The organism is Xanthomonas sp. NCPPB 3569 (assembly GCF_041475645.2).
In the GTDB taxonomy this organism is placed as follows: Bacteria; Pseudomonadota; Gammaproteobacteria; order Xanthomonadales; family Xanthomonadaceae; genus Xanthomonas; species Xanthomonas phaseoli.
Genome location: NZ_CM192969.1, coordinates 517021 through 532392, shown reverse-complemented (window position 1 = coordinate 532392; position 15372 = coordinate 517021). Strand labels below are relative to the sequence as shown.

9 protein-coding genes and 3 pseudogenes are annotated in these 15372 nt (G+C 64.9%); 4 read left to right on the top strand and 8 right to left on the bottom strand.

The genetic code is table 11. The features are described 5' to 3' along the window. Positions 1 to 160 precede the first annotated feature (160 nt). From glpD to glpK, 3 genes are all read left to right on the top strand, one after another. Entirely contained in the window at positions 161 to 1675 is a 1515-nt protein-coding gene (glpD, locus tag ACCQ03_RS02155; protein WP_057678530.1) for a glycerol-3-phosphate dehydrogenase, read from the top strand. 174 nt (positions 1676 to 1849) lie between these two features. Then, on the top strand, positions 1850 to 2671 hold the full coding sequence (locus ACCQ03_RS02150) for an MIP/aquaporin family protein (RefSeq protein ID WP_057663618.1): 822 nt from the start codon (positions 1850 to 1852) through the stop codon (positions 2669 to 2671). A 139-nt stretch (positions 2672 to 2810) separates the two neighbouring features. Beyond that, on the top strand, positions 2811 to 4310 hold the full coding sequence (gene glpK / locus ACCQ03_RS02145) for a glycerol kinase GlpK (protein ID WP_057663634.1): 1500 nt from the start codon (positions 2811 to 2813) through the stop codon (positions 4308 to 4310). Positions 4311 to 4371: 61 nt separating this feature from the next. Here the strand turns inward: glpK and ACCQ03_RS02140 are convergent. Further along, a pseudogene (locus ACCQ03_RS02140) lies at positions 4372 to 4938 on the bottom strand (nuclear transport factor 2 family protein). 445 nt (positions 4939 to 5383) lie between these two features. Further along, a complete protein-coding gene (gene pobA / locus ACCQ03_RS02135; protein ID WP_209225178.1) occupies positions 5384 to 6568 on the bottom strand; it encodes a 4-hydroxybenzoate 3-monooxygenase in 1185 nt (394 codons plus the stop codon). Positions 6569 to 6664: 96 nt separating this feature from the next. On the opposite strand from pobA, the gene ACCQ03_RS02130 reads away from it, so the two are divergent. Next, entirely contained in the window at positions 6665 to 7549 is an 885-nt protein-coding gene (locus ACCQ03_RS02130; protein ID WP_057663612.1) for a helix-turn-helix domain-containing protein, read from the top strand. A gap of 542 nt (positions 7550 to 8091) precedes the next feature. On the opposite strand, the gene ACCQ03_RS02125 is transcribed toward ACCQ03_RS02130, so the two are convergent. The 6 genes and pseudogenes from ACCQ03_RS02125 to ACCQ03_RS02100 all read right to left on the bottom strand — a co-directional run bounded on the left by ACCQ03_RS02125 (position 8092) and on the right by ACCQ03_RS02100 (position 15256). Further along, on the bottom strand, positions 8092 to 9573 hold the full coding sequence (locus tag ACCQ03_RS02125) for a benzaldehyde dehydrogenase (RefSeq protein WP_057678532.1): 1482 nt from the start codon (positions 9571 to 9573) through the stop codon (positions 8092 to 8094). 30 nt (positions 9574 to 9603) lie between these two features. Further along, positions 9604 to 10371 carry a coniferyl-alcohol dehydrogenase gene (locus ACCQ03_RS02120; protein ID WP_057678533.1) on the bottom strand — a complete coding sequence of 256 codons (768 nt, stop codon included), beginning with the start codon at positions 10369 to 10371 and terminating at the stop codon, positions 9604 to 9606. Positions 10372 to 10404: 33 nt separating this feature from the next. After that, positions 10405 to 11432: pseudogene (locus ACCQ03_RS02115) on the bottom strand (SphA family protein). A 133-nt stretch (positions 11433 to 11565) separates the two neighbouring features. Further along, positions 11566 to 12093, bottom strand: a pseudogene (locus ACCQ03_RS02110) (MarR family winged helix-turn-helix transcriptional regulator); the annotation flags it as partial. Between the two features lie 444 nt (positions 12094 to 12537). Further along, the gene (locus tag ACCQ03_RS02105) at positions 12538 to 13797 is read right to left on the bottom strand and encodes an HD-GYP domain-containing protein (protein ID WP_209225176.1); all 1260 of its coding nucleotides are present in this window, start codon (positions 13795 to 13797) and stop codon (positions 12538 to 12540) included. Between the two features lie 148 nt (positions 13798 to 13945). Continuing rightward, positions 13946 to 15256, bottom strand: a complete 1311-nt coding sequence (locus ACCQ03_RS02100) for an MFS transporter (protein ID WP_209225174.1) — start codon at positions 15254 to 15256, stop codon at positions 13946 to 13948. Between the last annotated feature and the right edge of the window lie 116 nt (positions 15257 to 15372).

Here is a 15372-nt window from a genome sequence, read left to right as displayed (position 1 = left end):
ATAAGCCGCATTTAATCTCCGTTTCCACAGCCGATTTGCGTGCCTGTCCCTGGTCGCGTTGGCGCCAACCGTCTTCACGCCGCCGCAAGGTTCGATGTTCGAATATGTTCGAACATGACAACTTGGGTTCGCTCGTCAGCGCACCCGGACGGAGGCACCGATGGGCGAGATGTACGATCTTCTGGTAATCGGCGGCGGCATCAACGGGGTCGGCATTGCCCGTGACGCGGCCGGGCGCGGTTTGTCGGTGTGCCTGTGCGAGCAGGACGACCTGGCCGCGCACACCAGCAGCGCCAGTACCAAGCTCATTCACGGCGGCCTGCGCTATCTTGAGCAGTACGAATTCGCGCTGGTCGGCAAGGCACTGGCCGAGCGCGAAGTGTTGCTGCGGCTGGCCCCGCACATCATCTGGCCGTTGCGCTTCCTGCTGCCCCATCAACCGCACCTGCGTCCGGCCTGGATGATTCGCGCCGGACTGTTCCTGTACGACCATCTGGGCGGCAGCAAGCGCAGCCTGCCGCGCTCGCGCCGGCTATCGCTGCGGACGCACCCGGTCGGTGCGCCGCTGCAGGAGTCGCTGCGCACCGGCTTCGTGTATTCGGACGCCTGGGTACAGGACGCGCGGCTGGTGGTGCTCAACGCGATGGACGCCGCCAGGCGCGGTGCCAAGATCCACACCCGCACGCGTTGCGTCGGTGCCTGGCGCGATGCGGGCTTCTGGTATGCCGAGCTCGAAGACCGCCAGGGCCGCCGCCGCACGGTGCAGGCGCGCGCGCTCGCCAATGCGGCCGGCCCCTGGGCAGTGTCGTTCCTGGACACCGTGGCCGCGGTGCCGCACGAACACGCACTGCGGCTGGTCAAGGGTAGCCATATCGTGGTGCCCAAGCTGTTCGATCACGACCATGCATACATCTTCCAGCAACCGGACCGGCGCATCGTGTTCGCCATCCCCTACGAGCACGACTTCACCTTGATCGGCACCACCGACGTGGACTACGAGGCCGACCCCGCCGCGCCGAAGATCGATGCGGCCGAAGTGCAGTATCTGTGCGATGCGGTGAACCTGTATTTCCAGCAGCAGATCTCCCCCGCCGATGTGGTGTGGAACTACAGCGGCGTGCGCCCGTTGCTGGACGACGCCGAAGACAACGCAGCCGAAGTGACCCGCGATTACCAGCTGGAAGTGGTCACCGAGGGTGCGCCGTTGCTCAACGTGTTCGGCGGCAAGCTCACCACTTATCGCAAGCTGGCCGAAGAGGCGGTGGACCGGCTGACCCACGCGCTGGGCGCACGCAAGCCGGCGTGGACCGCGCGTGGCGAAGCATTACCGGGCGGCGAGCAGCGCGATATCGCCAGCTTGCTGGAACGCGTCGGCCGCGCGCGCCCGTGGCTACCGGCAGCGACCGCGCAGCGGCTGGTGCGCAACTACGGCACCTGCGCCGAACAACTGCTCGGCGATGCGCAAAGCCTGGCCGATCTGGGCACGCACTTCGGCGCGGACCTGTATCAGGCCGAGGTGGATTACCTGCGTGAACACGAATGGGCGGTGGCTGCCGACGATATTCTGTGGCGGCGCAGCAAGCTCGGCCTGCGGATCGATGCGGCCGCGCGGCAGCGCCTGGAAGACTATCTGCAGACGCAACCGATCCGGCAACGCGACGTCGCTTCTGCTTGAACACACCGCGTTGTCGGCGAGGACGGGTCGTCCGGCAACGTATTACGGCGCTTCAGCCAGCATCACCCAAGTCACGTGGAGGGCACCCCAGATGAGCATCACCGACCACCGCTGCGCGCAAGCAAGCGTGCTGCACGCTGTTATCTGCATCATCGACCTTGCGGGCATGCGCGCATGAGCCGGCAACTCGTGGGTGAGTTGATCTCCGAAGCGGTCGCCATGTTCATCATCATCGCGCTCGGCGATTCGGTGGCGGCGATGTACATCCTGTACGACCCCAGCCCCTATCAAAACGCCTATTGGGGCGTGTGTATCGCCTGGGGCCTGGCGGTGACGCTGGCGATCTACGTGACCGGCTCGGTGTCCGGCACGCACGCCAATCCGGCGGTCACGCTGGCACTGGCGCTGTTCCGCGGCTTTTCCTGGAAGAAGGTGGTGCCCTACTGGGTCGCTCAGGTCGTCGGCGCATTCCTGGGCGCGGCCATCGTCTATCAGTTGTACGGGCCGGTGATCGATCACTTCAACCAAGTGCAGCAGCTCACCCGCGAAGCCGGCGGCGCGGCCGGGGTGTTCTTCACCGCACCGGGTTTGGCGGTCACGCCGATGCACGCGTTGGTCGACCAGATCATCATCACCGCGTTCCTGATCTTCGGCATCTTCGCCATCACCGAGCAGTTCAACGAGGCCGCACCGACTGCCAACTCCGGCGCATTGATGATCGGCTTGCTGGTCGCCACGCTAGGCGCGTCGATGGGCTATCTGGAAGCCTGGGCGATGAATCCGGCGCGCGACTTCGGCCCGCGCCTGTTTGCGTATTTCGCCGGCTGGGGCGAGGCCGCGTTGCCGGCCAAGGACAACTATTGGTGGATCCCGATCGTTGGCCCGTTGATCGGTGGGCCGATCGGCGCGCTGGCCTATCAGTGGTTGATCCTGCCATTCCTGCCGGCGCGGGTGCGCCATCTGCAGGGTGGCGGCAAACCACACGATCCGCTGTGATGGTGCTGAGCGAAGTCAACGATCACCCTGGCCACGCGTGACGTTATCTGTGGCCAAACCCTGACGGCCACGCGTCGTCATCGCCTGCACCGACCTTTCTCGCCGTGCGCCAATGCCGGCATTGTTCGAGGAATCTTCGATGGAAAAGCAGTACGTCCTTGCGATCGATCAAGGCACCACCAGCTCACGCGCGATGTTGTTCGACCGCCAGGGCAAGGTGGCCGGCGTGGCGCAGCGCGAATTCGGCCAGATCTTTCCGCAGCCGGGTTGGGTGGAACACAACCCGCGCGAGATCATGACCAGCGTCTATACCACCATCACCGAGCTGCTCAACAACGCGCAGATCGATGCGCGCGCGATCGCCGGGATCGGCATCACCAACCAGCGCGAGACCGCGGTGGTGTGGGACAAGGCCACCGGCCAGCCGATCTACAACGCCATCGTGTGGCAGTCGCGACAGACCAAGGACATCTGCGCCCAGCTCAAGGAAGCCGGGCATGAGCAGATGGTGCGCGACAAGACCGGTTTGCTGATCGACGCGTATTTTTCCGGGACCAAGGTCAAGTGGATCCTCGACCACGTCGAAGGCGCGCGCGAACGCGCGCAAAACGGCGAGCTGGCATTCGGCACCATCGACAGCTGGCTGATCTGGAATCTCACCGGCGGCAAGGTGCACGTCACCGACTACACCAATGCTTCGCGCACCATGATGTTCAACATCCACACCCTGGAATGGGATGCCGAACTGCTGGCCATGCTGGACGTGCCGGCGCAGATGCTGCCGGAAGTACGCTCCTCCAGCGAGGTCTATGGCATGACCCAGACCCAGTATTTCTATGGCGAGCAGGTGCCCATCGCCGGCATTGCCGGGGACCAGCAGGCCGCGTTGTTCGGCCAGGCCTGTTTCGAACCTGGCATGGCGAAAAACACCTACGGCACCGGCTGTTTCATGCTGATGAACACCGGCGACAAGGCGGTGGCTTCCAAGGCCGGTTTGTTGACCACGATTGCCTGGGGCATCGACGGCAAGGTCGAATACGCCTTGGAAGGGGCCATCTTCGTCGCCGGCTCGGTGGTGCAGTGGCTGCGCGATGGCCTGCGCATGCTGGGCAAGGCCAGCGATTCGCAAGCCTACGCCGAGCGTGCCGGCGACAACGACGGCGTGTACATCGTGCCGGCCTTCGTCGGCCTGGGCGCGCCGTACTGGCGCAGCGACATCCGCGGCGCGGTGTTCGGGCTGACGCGTGGCACCACCAAGGAACACTTCGTGCGCGCAGCCGTCGAATCGATGGCCTACCAGACCCGCGACGTGCTCACCGCGATGCAGAGCGATTCCGGCATCGAACTGAAAGAACTGCGTGCCGATGGCGGCGCCATCGCCAACGACTTCATGGCGCAGTTCCAGAGCGACATCCTCAATGTGCCTGTACTCCGCCCGGAAGTCGCGGAAACCACGGCGCTCGGTGCGGCCTATCTGGCAGGTCTTGCAACCGGGTTCTGGGGCAGCCGCGAGGAAATCGCCAAGCAATGGGCGGTGGATCGCCGCTTCGAATCGGCCATGGCCGACGACAAGCGCGAGGCCTTGTACGCCGGCTGGCAGCAGGCAGTGGAAGCGACGATGGGGTTCCGCATCAGCTGACACGGGTGTCGCCAACACGACAGCGCCCACCATGAGGTGGGCGCTGTGACGAGCGAATCCTCTACGTCGAGGACACACGCAGGGCTAGGCAACGCAGCCTGGTGTGCAGCAGTGGTTGCTGGCCGCCGGTGCTGGCACGGCCAGCGATGGTATCCGAGTCCCAATGTTCCTTGATCAGACCGTTCTCGATCCGGAACATGTCGAACCACGTGGTGGTGTACGTGGTGCCGGGCTTGTTGGGGTTGGGCAAGGTGCGCACCGACACCAGGGTGACCAGATCGCCATCGGCGGTGATGGCGACCAAGGGCAATTGCACCCGCGGCTGCACCGGCGTCGGCTTCACGAACGCGGTCAGGAAGGCGATAAACGCATCGCGTCCATTGGCCACGTTCGGATTGTGCTGGATGTAGTTCTTGTCCATGTACATCGGCGCGTACTACACCTGGCCAGCTTCGAACACGGTGCGCCAGAAATCGTAGACTAGCCGCTTGTTGGCAGTTTCATACCAGGTGCTGCCGAGCAGCATCTTCTGATGATTCGGATTGGCCGTCACCGCAGTCTGCGCGAACGCGGCCATTGGCGCGACCAACATGACCAGCAACAAGGTACGGGAGAGCAACTTCTTCATGGAGTACTCCTGGGTGGAGAGTGGCATTGCGCTCATCGGAGATGCCAGCAACGTGTCCGTTGAGCGGGGGGAAGACGCGTGCGTGTGCACAGCTGCATGAACGCGTCATCGCCACCCTACCGGTGCCGTTGATTGGCCCGCTAGACGCCTGGAAATGCACCTGGGCACTTGCGCAGCAGTTGGTGAGAAAAACATCACCGGCATGGTGGCCACCCGCGTGCTGTGCCCCCGCGTGCTGGATGGACCGGATGTTGCGATTGAGCGGGCGTCGGCTGACACGGAGCATGTGCGCTGACGGGTGTCATGCAAGCCGGTTTGTGGAAGCCTGTTGTGCGCACGCATCGCATTTCTGGAGCCAAGGCGGCGTTGAATCCGTACTGCCACCGTGCGCGATGATGGAGATTCGTCAGGCGGTATCTGGCGTTAAGCAATCACCGACGCCCGATCAATCGGCCAGCGCGGTCAACGGGAGACCTGCATAATTTTCCGCCAGCGTTGCGCGTCCCGCCTCGCTACCGAGCAGATAGTCCAGCTCCGCTGCGTGCAGCCGCGCCGTGAATGGGTCTTCGTCATCGAAGCGATGCAGCAGCGTGGTCATCCACCACGAGAAACGTTCGGCCTTCCACACCCGCTGCAAGGCCAATGTCGAATACTGTTCCAGCACACTGGCATCGCCGCTTGTCTTCCACCGCTCGAACAGCTGCGCCAACACGCCCACATCGCCAAGCGCCAGGTTCAGCCCCTTGGCGCCGGTAGGCGGCACGATATGCGCAGCATCGCCGGCCAGGAACAGGCGACCGTACTGCATGGGTTCGGCAACGAAGCTGCGCAGCGGTGCGATGCTCTTCTCGATCGATGCGCCGGTGACCAATTGCGCCGCCAACGCGGACGGCAGCCGTGCACGCAATTCGTCCCAGAACGCCTGATCGCTCCAGGCCTCCACCTGCGCGCTGGCCGGTACCTGGATGTAATAGCGCGTACGGGTGGGCGAGCGCATCGAACATAGTGCAAACCCACGCCGATGGCGTGCGTAGATCAGTTCGTCGTGCACGGGTGGGGTATCGGCCAGCACCCCAAGCCAGCCGAACGGGTACACGCGCTCGAACAGACGCAGCCGCTCGGTGGGGATGCTGGCTCGGCTGACGCCGTGATAACCATCGCAGCCGACGATGTAGTCGCAGGCGAGATGCTTGCGCTGGCCGTCCTGCTTGAACTCCACGGCAGGCGTGGTGCCTTCCACACCGCACAGGGTCACGTCCTGCGCGTTGTAGTACGTCGGTGCCCCGCTGCGCTGGCGCGCATGCATCAGATCGGCGGTGACCTCGGTCTGCCCGTAGACCGTCACGCCACGTCCGCAGCCGCGCAGCAGATCGATGCGCTCGCGCTGACCGTCCAGGGACAATTCGAAGCCGTGATGCAGCAGGCCCTCGCGCTGCAAGCGCTCGCCGACGCCGGCGCGCTGCAGCAGTTCCACACTGCCTTGCTCCAATACCCCGGCGCGGATGCGCGCCAGCACATGCTGGGGCGTTTGCCGCTCGATGATGACGCAGTCGATGCCAGCCAGCCGCAACAGTTCGCCCAGCAACAGGCCGGATGGGCCGGCGCCGATGATCGCAACCTGCGTTCGCATGCATTGCTCCTGGCCTGGATGACGATGCGTGCAGTGTCGGTAGCCAAAGCGCTGCATTGAAGGGATGATTGCGTGCAGTGCTTGGACTTTTCGACGATGGCCACATCCGTGCCCGACCCCGCCGCCGTCCCCGCTTTCGGCTTGTACGGCGAGCAACACGCCGATGCCGCGGAATTGCTGCATTGGGAATCGATTGCCGCACGCAGCCGGCTGCACGACTGGCAGATCGTGCCGCACCGACACGAGGATTTGGCGCAACTGGTCTATGTGCAACGCGGGCCGGCCACGCTGCAGCTGGACGGGCGCACCCAACGCCTGCGCGGTGCCAGCGTGGTGTGGCTTCCGCCGCTTTGCGTGCATGGTTTTGGCTTCGACTCGGCAGTGCGTGGGCACGTCATCACTATGTGCATGCCGCTGGTCAGGGCTGCGCTGAACGCTGCGCCATTCCTGCAACAGGTCATGGCCGCGCCAGCCGTTGTGCACGCGCAGCCTGCACGCCAATGGCTGGATGTATTGTTTGGCAGCATTGCGCAGGACCACGCACGCCGTTCGATCGGCTATGACATCGCAGCGCAGGCCGCCGCGGCGCAGCTGGTCATCTGGATGGCGCGTACGGCACTGGAACGCGCCCGGCATGCCGCAGCAATCAGCCCGCAGGCCGACCCGGCGCTGCGCCATCTGCGCGCCTATCAAGGCTTGATCGACCAGCACTACCGCGCCCACTGGCCGATTTCGCGATATGCCGATCAACTTGGGTTGACGCCCGGTCACCTCAACGCGCTGTGCCAGCGCCTGGCTGGCGCCTCTGCACTGCAGTTGCTCCAGCGCAGGATCATGCTGGAAGCACGCCGCAGCTTGCGTTACACCAGCCTGAGCGTGCAACAGATTGCCGCCAGCCTTGGATTTTTCGACGCTGCCTATTTCAGCCGCTACTTCGCACGGCACGCCGGTTGCTCGCCGACGCGCTTTCGCGCCGGTTAGCAGAAGCGACCAACCGAACGACGTCACTCAATCGCTGTGCGCGTTGTAGAGAGAAGCATTTGCAGACTTGCTGCAGGCCCTTGCCTGCCAATCGTCGCAGGACACGCTGCAAGTACGTCCATGCAAGCGCCGTGGCGGCGTCCATGCCAGCAATGGTTCTGCGACGGTGAGCGGCTACGGACCAGTCGAGTGGTCCGGTCTGTCAGTGCAATCGACAGGCGACGCCCGCTCGCAGTGCAGCGGCGCCTGCGTATCAGGAGCATCCCGCATCAAACTGCCGACAAACGTCCTGGTGCGGTGGCCTTGCCGATGGCGGGACCGTTGGCGGCATGGATGCCGCCATCGAGGCTCAATGGATGGATGCACGGCGTGCTCCGCGAGCGGTGAGGCACCGCACGCTCGACTCACCAAGCTTCCGGCTGCGTCTGAGAAAAGCCATGCCAGGCCTACACAAGTGACCAAGGCGAATAGGTTCAGCACAGACCGTCGTCCTGCAGCGATGGAGAGGCAGAACCAGCCACTCCATCACCAAGCCATTGCGATCAGAACGGATACTGCGGCACGTCGCTCTTGATGGTCAGCCACTGCCAGTGCGTGTATTGCTCCCAATCGGCCGGGCCGCCCACACTGGTGCCGTTGCCTGATGCACCGGTGCCGCCGAATGGATTGACGACCTCGTCAGCCACCGTCTGGTCGTTGATATGCAGCAGGCCGGTGTGCAACTTCTCACCCAGGGCCAGCGCGCGCGCGACCGATGCCGACAAGATGCCTGCCGCAAGCCCGTACTCGCCCTGGTTGGCCAGCTCGGCCGCTTCGTCGTCGATGTCGAACACGGTGATGTTGATCACTGGCCCGAACACTTCTTCGTCGAACGCGCGCATGCCCGGGCGCACGTTGGACAACACCGTGGGCGCGTAGAACAGGCCTTCGTGGGTGGCGCCCGCTTCCACGACCGCGCCGGCTGCCACGCTATCGCCGACGATGTCGACGACGCGCTGCAGCTGGCGTTGGTCGATGATCGGGCCCAACGCCACGGTGCCGCTGACCGGGTCGCCCACCGGCAAATGGCGCGCTTTGTCGGCCAACCGTTGGGTCAGTGCCTGCGCCACACTGCGGTGCACCAGCACACGCCCGGTCGCCATGCAGATCTGGCCCTGGTGCATATACGCACCGAATGCGACCGCCGAGGCAGCCTTGTCCAGATCCGCGTCGTCGAGCACGATCACTGCGTTGTTGCCCCCCAGTTCCAGCGAGACTTTCTTCAGGTGGCGTCCGGCAATTTCGCCGATGCGGCGGCCGGCGGCCGTGGAACCGGTGAACGCAATCATGGGAACATCCGGCGATTCCACCAGCGCCTGGCCAATCGGCGCATCGCCATGCAACACGTGCAGCAAGCCCTTCGGCAGGCCGGCGTCTTCGAGCACCTGCGCGATGATCACACCGCCGGTGTAGGGCGTGCGCGGGTCGGGTTTGAGAATCACCGCATTGCCCATCGCCAGCGCCGGCGCCACCGAGCGCAGCGACAGAATCAACGGGAAATTGAACGGCGAAATCACCCCGATCACGCCCAACGGCAGGCGGCGTGCAAGGCTGAGTTGGCCGGATGCCGTCGGCAACATCTGGCCGCTGGCCTGTAGCGGCATGGCAGCGGCCTGCTGGTAGAACACCACCGATTCGTCCACCTCGCGTTGGGCCTTGGGCAGGATGCCGCCGGTTTCGCGCGCAATCAGCAAGGTGGCTTCGGCGCTGCGTGCCTGCATTGCCTGCGCAGCACGATGAAACACGGCCGCGCGTTCGCGCGGCGGTGTTGCGGCCCAGGCACGCTGCGCTTGCTTGGCCTGTGCGATGGCAGCGGCGACATCGGCCAGGTCGGCCTTGCCGACTTCATGCAGCAAGGCGCCGGTTGCCGGCTCGTGGATGGGCAAGCTGCCACCGCGACCGGGCACCCAGTCGCCATTGAAGATGCAGCCATGCCACGCGGGCGTGTCGGTCGCAGCGGCGGTTGCGCTGGAAAGAGCATTCATGGTCTAGCCTCCTGCTAAAGCGTGTAGGGATTACAGCGTGGTGGAAGCCAGCCCGCCATCGATCGGCAGGGTGATGCCGTTGATCCAGCGGGCAGCGTCGGATGCGAGAAACACGATGCCCTCGGCCACTTCATCGGCATACGCCGGGCGGGTCATGCGCTTGGCGTCTGCCTTGACCCGTTCCTCGCCGAGCATGGCGGCAAAATCGCCCAGGATCGGGGTAAACACCGGACCTGGAGACACGTTGTTCACGCGCACGCCGTGGTCGGCGAACCAGGGCCGCGATTGCAGCAAAGTCCACACGATCAACGCCTCCTTGAAGTATTGGTAGCAGGTGTCGTGCGCTACCGGATGCGCCGCCAGCCACGCGCTGCCGCTGTCGAAGCTGTCAGTTGCCGCCAGCTGCTTGTGCAGCTCCAGACGCTGCGGCCATTCGGCGCCCAGGATCGAGGCGACATTGATGATGGAACCGCCAGAAACGATGCGTGGCAGCAGCCCCTGGGTCAGGTGGCGCAAGCCCAGATAGTTCACCCGCGCCACCACATCCAGCGGCGCGGTTCCCGGCACGCCGGCAATGTTTGCCAGGGCATCGATGTGATCCGGCAAGGCCTTCACCAAGGCATCGATGGATACCGGGTCGCCGAGATCGGCCTGATGAAAGCCGTGCAGTGTCATCTGCACGGGCATGCGATCGACGCCGATCACCTTGGCGCCGTGAAACCGCGCCAGCCGTGCAACCTCCGCGCCAATGCCCGACGCCACGCCGGTCACCACGATCGTCTTGTTCTGCAAATTCATTGCCATCCTCCGAAGGAGCCAGCCGTGCCGGCGCTAGAACACATGGACATACTCGAAATTGACGTTGTTGCCGGACGCGGCATTCCTGACTTCCACCGGTAGATAGACGTTGGCGAACACGATGTTTTTTGCATCAAAAGCCCACACGCCACCCGGCCCTGCATAGAACGCGCGTTGACGGCTATCCGGCACACGCTGGTCGTTGTGCGGTTGTCGCGGAACTGGGTCAGGTAGTACGCATTGATGCCCAGCCGCAGCTTCGGTGCCACTTCCCAGGACGTGGCGAAATTGATCCATCCCGCGTCGCCTGCCTGACCATTGCGGAAGTCGAAGCCTGGCGGCAAGTTCGGACGGCGCTCGCTGCGAAAGTTGTAGATGTAGTTGATGCGTGCACTGACTTCCCAACGGGGCGTGGGAAGCACCGTGAATGCGTAGCTTGGAATAAGCGACCAGTAACCGGAGCTCTGGTTGAGATCGCGATGGCCGTCGTACTTGCCGATCGGTGCCACGGCGTCGAATTCGAACCGCTGCGAGAACACCGCTCGCCCGTTGCGTATCACCGGTGGCATTTGCAGGTACGGCCCGAACGTCACATCCCCCACGCCGGCTCCATTGTCGCGCAGCGTGGCAATGCTGTTGCGGCCGAAAGACGCATCTAGATTGACCAGCGGCACCAGCGCAGTGATGCCCAGCGACCCGCCGAATAATCGATACGGCGTGACGTAAGCGAACTGGGTCAGCAGCACGGTGGAATCGATCCGCGGGTTGTCGAACACCGGGATATCGTTGCCACGGGCGTCCTTGATGGCATCCAGTGCGTTGTGCCGCAGGTAGGTGACGACCGCCAGGCCTGGCGTGGTGCTGGTGAAGCCATCCAGGAAACTGGTGCCCCCGGTATTGATGCCATTGGTCAGCGCCGCGCTCTGTGGCGCACTTTGCGCAGGCGCCGCGCCCGTCGCCAGGCCTGCCGCCAGGCCGAGCAACGCGCGCAGCCGCCAACCTGCCGCCACACCCACACCAAGCGTCACCGATGATTCAATCACTGCAGAGATCTCCCGCATTGGAAAGGAACCGCGGTGCGTGCCACATCACCAACGTCAGGCAAGCGCGCGCGCCGCGCGACGCACAGCACGCGCAGTGGAAACGTTCGTTGAGAATCGCTGCCGGGCGACAGGCCGCCGACGGAGGCGGGTACGGCGTGTCCAGACGATCCAGACGGTCCAGGGCGCGCAACAACGGTGCTTCGCTGGAACCGAGCACGGCGCTCAGTTGCTGTTCCATGCGCAGCACTTCGGCCTCGGCGGCGGTCAGCAGCGCGGCACCGGCCGCGGTCAGCGAAAGGTGCTGCATGCGCCGGTCCTGCCGCCCACGCACCTGCCGCAGCAGGCGACGCTTGACCAGCCTGGCCACCACGATCGCCAGATTCGGCGGCGACACGTGCAGCACATCGCCGATCTGGCGCTGGTTGATGCCCGGGTTGCCATCCACCAGCATCAGCAGCGAGAAGTCGACCGGCTTGAGATCGAACGCGGCCACGCACTCCTGAAACATCCGCCGCACCATCAACTCGGTGCGGGTGATGCGATACCCCAGCAACCGCAGCAGCCGCGCCTGATCCACCGTGGTGACGGCATCGGGCAAGGGCGCAGCAAGGGCGGTGACGGGCATGGCGGTTCTCGCGACTGAGGCAGCGGGCGGACCGGTACGCGCAATGCGCCGCATCCGCAACGCCGATCGACGGCGTGCACGGCATTGTAGACGCCACCGGGCCTGCCGATGTGGTCGGACGCGCTGCCGGTGCACGCGCCGCCGGCGTGTCAGCCACGCCACCCTGCCACGCACGCAGCGTGCAACGGCGGGCCAGCGCTGCGGCGGATGGGGGGGCGGCGGTGATCCGGGCAAGGCTGAGACATGGTTCCGGTCGGCAAGTGATTGCGTTCCGGAATAGTTATTGATCATAACTACATTGCCAAGCTGCAGCGCAGCATGGTCGCGCTCGCTAGCGACATCGCTCGCGGGCCTGGCGCTCACGGGCACAGCCAGGACGCAAGCGCATCGCATGGACGCGTGACGCTTCTGTCCAGGGGGGTGTCACGGTGATCGGCACGCACAATGCACCGTGCGCATGATCGCGACGGCTACCGGCTCAATGCCTGTGCAGCCCGCTCAGGGCAGCCAGAGCTTTTCCAGATCGCGGAAGCCCCAGTCGGCAGGACTTTCCATCTGCGCGATGCGGTCATGGCAGTCCGGACGCGACAGGTCGATGTCCTGCACCAACACGTGGCTGCGCAGCTTGGCCGAATAGAACACGCGCACCTTGGGCTTGAGCAGCGCATCGGGCGTCTGTTCGATCACCACCGCAAGTTTTTGCGACTCCAGCCGCACCAGCGAGCCGACCGGATAAATGCCCAGCCGGCGCACGAAGGCCTGGAACACCACCGGGTCGAAATGGCCCTTCCAGGAAGCCATTTGCTTGAGCGATTCGGCCGGATCCCAACCGCGTTTGTAGGGGCGGTCCGAGCTGATGGCGTCATAGACATCGCAGACCGCCCCCATCCGCGACATCAACGAAATCTTCTCGCCCACCAATTGATTCGGGTAGCCGCTGCCATCCATCTTTTCGTGGTGATGCAGCGCGATTTCCAGCACCACCGCGTTCTGCACGCCGCCGGCCACCAGCAGCCGATGGCCGTCCAGCGGATGCTGGCGCATGATCTCCATCTCTTCGTTGGTGAGCCGGCCAGGCTTGTTGAGAATTTCCAACGGTGTCACCGCCTTGCCCATGTCGTGCAGCAGGCCGCCCATCGCCGCTTCCACCACCTGCGATTCGGGCAGGCCGAGCTGGCGCGCCAAACCGCTCATCAGCCCCGCCACGGCCATCGAATGCAGATAGGTGTAGTCGTCGGCGGTCTTGAGCCGCGCCACGCTGATCAGGGCTTGCGGATGCCGCAGCACCGAGTCGTTGATGGCTTCCACCAGCGGCATGGCCGCTTCCGTGTCGACGGTGCGCCCCAGCCGCACATCGCGGAACATCGCCTCGACCATGTCGCGGCCGTCTTCGAAGATGCGGCGTGCGCGTACCACCTCCGCTTCGATGCCGACCTGTGCGGTCACGCTGTTGGTGCGCACGCCACGCGGCGCGGCGGCAGGCTCCGGCGGTTCGGGCGCCGCAGGTGCCGGGGCAGGCGCCGGGCTCGGCGGCACGGCCGGTGCGGCGGACGCACCGGAGCTCGTGGGCACCTCCACATCCAGCCCGCGCTCGGTGTCGATCACCAGCTGCTCGATGCGGCTGTCGTGGATCTTCTCCACATCATCGGAATCGACCAGAAACGATGTCTTCCAGAACGGATGGTGCACCCACGCGCCCAGCAGCTTGCACACGTACATGCCGGGGCGGAGTTGATCTGAGTCGATGGTTCTGAGCATGCCGGCGCTGGTTTGCACAATGTCCAGGGAAGCCCGCCACGACTTGGCGGTCTGCGGTGTTATCGGCACCTGGCACGATTTCTTTGGCCCGCGGCCGGGTCTACGCAGGGTCAGGATGTGATGCCGGACACGGCTGTTCCTGGGTCGCTCAGCGGTTCGGCAGCCGCATCGCCAGCACGGCGACGACGGCGAACAGCAACGGCAGGCTACAGGCCAGATACAACATGGCCGGCGACCATCCGGCGTCCAACAGTACCCCGGCACAGAACGGCGACAGGATCGCCCCGAAGCGCCCCACCCCGATCGCCCAGCCCAGCGCAGTCGAGCGCACCGCAGCGTCGAAGACGATCGGCACGATGGCGTACATGCCGCCCACCGCCGCGAACATCGCGGCCCCGGTAAGCAGGGCGAAGGCGAGCGCCCAGCTCAACTGCGTACTGCACAGGCCGGAGGCCAGCATCGCCAGGCCCATCAGCAACAGGGACCCGATGGTCAGGCGCGACAGCCGCACGCACGATGCCAAGCCACTGAACAGCAAGCCGCCGCCGATGCCACCAAGATTCAACAGCACCCCGCCCGTGACGCCCTGCGTGGCCGACGCGCCAGCGGTCACCAGCAGTTTCGGCGTCCAGCTGATCACGAAGTAAAACGCGAACATCAGCGAGAAAAAACCAAGCGCGATCAGCAGCGTGTGCCGCCGCATGGCAGCATCAAACAGGGCCCGATAACCTTGTACCTGCGTGGCTGACTGCGGCGGTAGCGGCGGCAATGCGTCGTGCGGCGGCATTCCCATCCGCGCCAGCACGGCGTTGAAGCGCGCGACGGCATCGGGTGGCCGGCGCATGATCAGGAACTCCAGCGACTCGGGCAGGAATGCAAGCACCAACGGCACGCACAGCAACGATGCCACCGCCCCGAGCACGAACACCGCCGGCCACGACCACTGCTGCATCAACAGTTCGGCAATCGTGCCCCCCAGCGTGGCACCGACCGGGTAGCCGGTCACCTGCAGCACGATGGCGGTGTTGCGCCAACGGGGGCTGGAAAACTCCCCTGCCGTGACCGCAACGCAGGCCAACATGCCGCCGATGCCCAGACCGGTCAGAAGCCGCAGCGCTCCGAGCTGCCATGCAGTGCTGGCCAGCGCGGACAAGCCCATGCCGACGGTCAGGATGGCCAGACACGCCAGCGTCAGCGCGCGACGGCCGATGCGGTCGGCCAGCGGCGCCAACCCAAGCGCGCCAAGCGCCATGCCGATCAGGCCCGCGCTGAACAGCATGCCCAGCTGCTTGCCCGACAGCTGCCAGTCCGCCGACACATGCGGTGCGGTGAACGCCATCGCCATCACGTCGAAGCCGTCGAGCATCGTCAGCAACACGCATACCGCGACGGCCCTCCACTGAAACGGCGTCATGCGCTCCAGCGCGAAATGCCCGAACGATGCAGTGTGCTGAGGCATTGGCATGTCCTGTGATGAGAGAGGGTTGGTTCGAAGGCGCTGCAGGCGCCGTTGAACGACGCAGTGTGCGAGACCGGCGGCGCGGCGGCGCGGCGGCGCCACGATGCATGCAATCA

What these genes read in the sequence shown, in the direction of transcription:
- ACCQ03_RS02120 (WP_057678533.1), bottom strand. Translation starts at nt 10,371, where the DNA reads ATGAATTTGCAGAACAAGACGATCGTGGTGACCGGCGTGGCGTCGGGC.
- ACCQ03_RS02105 (WP_209225176.1), bottom strand. Translation starts at nt 13,797, where the DNA reads ATGCTCAGAACCATCGACTCAGATCAACTCCGCCCCGGCATGTACGTG.
- glpK (WP_057663634.1), top strand. Translation starts at nt 2,811, where the DNA reads ATGGAAAAGCAGTACGTCCTTGCGATCGATCAAGGCACCACCAGCTCA.
- ACCQ03_RS02100 (WP_209225174.1), bottom strand. Translation starts at nt 15,256, where the DNA reads ATGCCTCAGCACACTGCATCGTTCGGGCATTTCGCGCTGGAGCGCATG.
- pobA (WP_209225178.1), bottom strand. Translation starts at nt 6,568, where the DNA reads ATGCGAACGCAGGTTGCGATCATCGGCGCCGGCCCATCCGGCCTGTTG.
- ACCQ03_RS02150 (WP_057663618.1), top strand. Translation starts at nt 1,850, where the DNA reads ATGAGCCGGCAACTCGTGGGTGAGTTGATCTCCGAAGCGGTCGCCATG.
- glpD (WP_057678530.1), top strand. Translation starts at nt 161, where the DNA reads ATGGGCGAGATGTACGATCTTCTGGTAATCGGCGGCGGCATCAACGGG.
- ACCQ03_RS02130 (WP_057663612.1), top strand. Translation starts at nt 6,665, where the DNA reads ATGGCCACATCCGTGCCCGACCCCGCCGCCGTCCCCGCTTTCGGCTTG.
- ACCQ03_RS02125 (WP_057678532.1), bottom strand. Translation starts at nt 9,573, where the DNA reads ATGAATGCTCTTTCCAGCGCAACCGCCGCTGCGACCGACACGCCCGCG.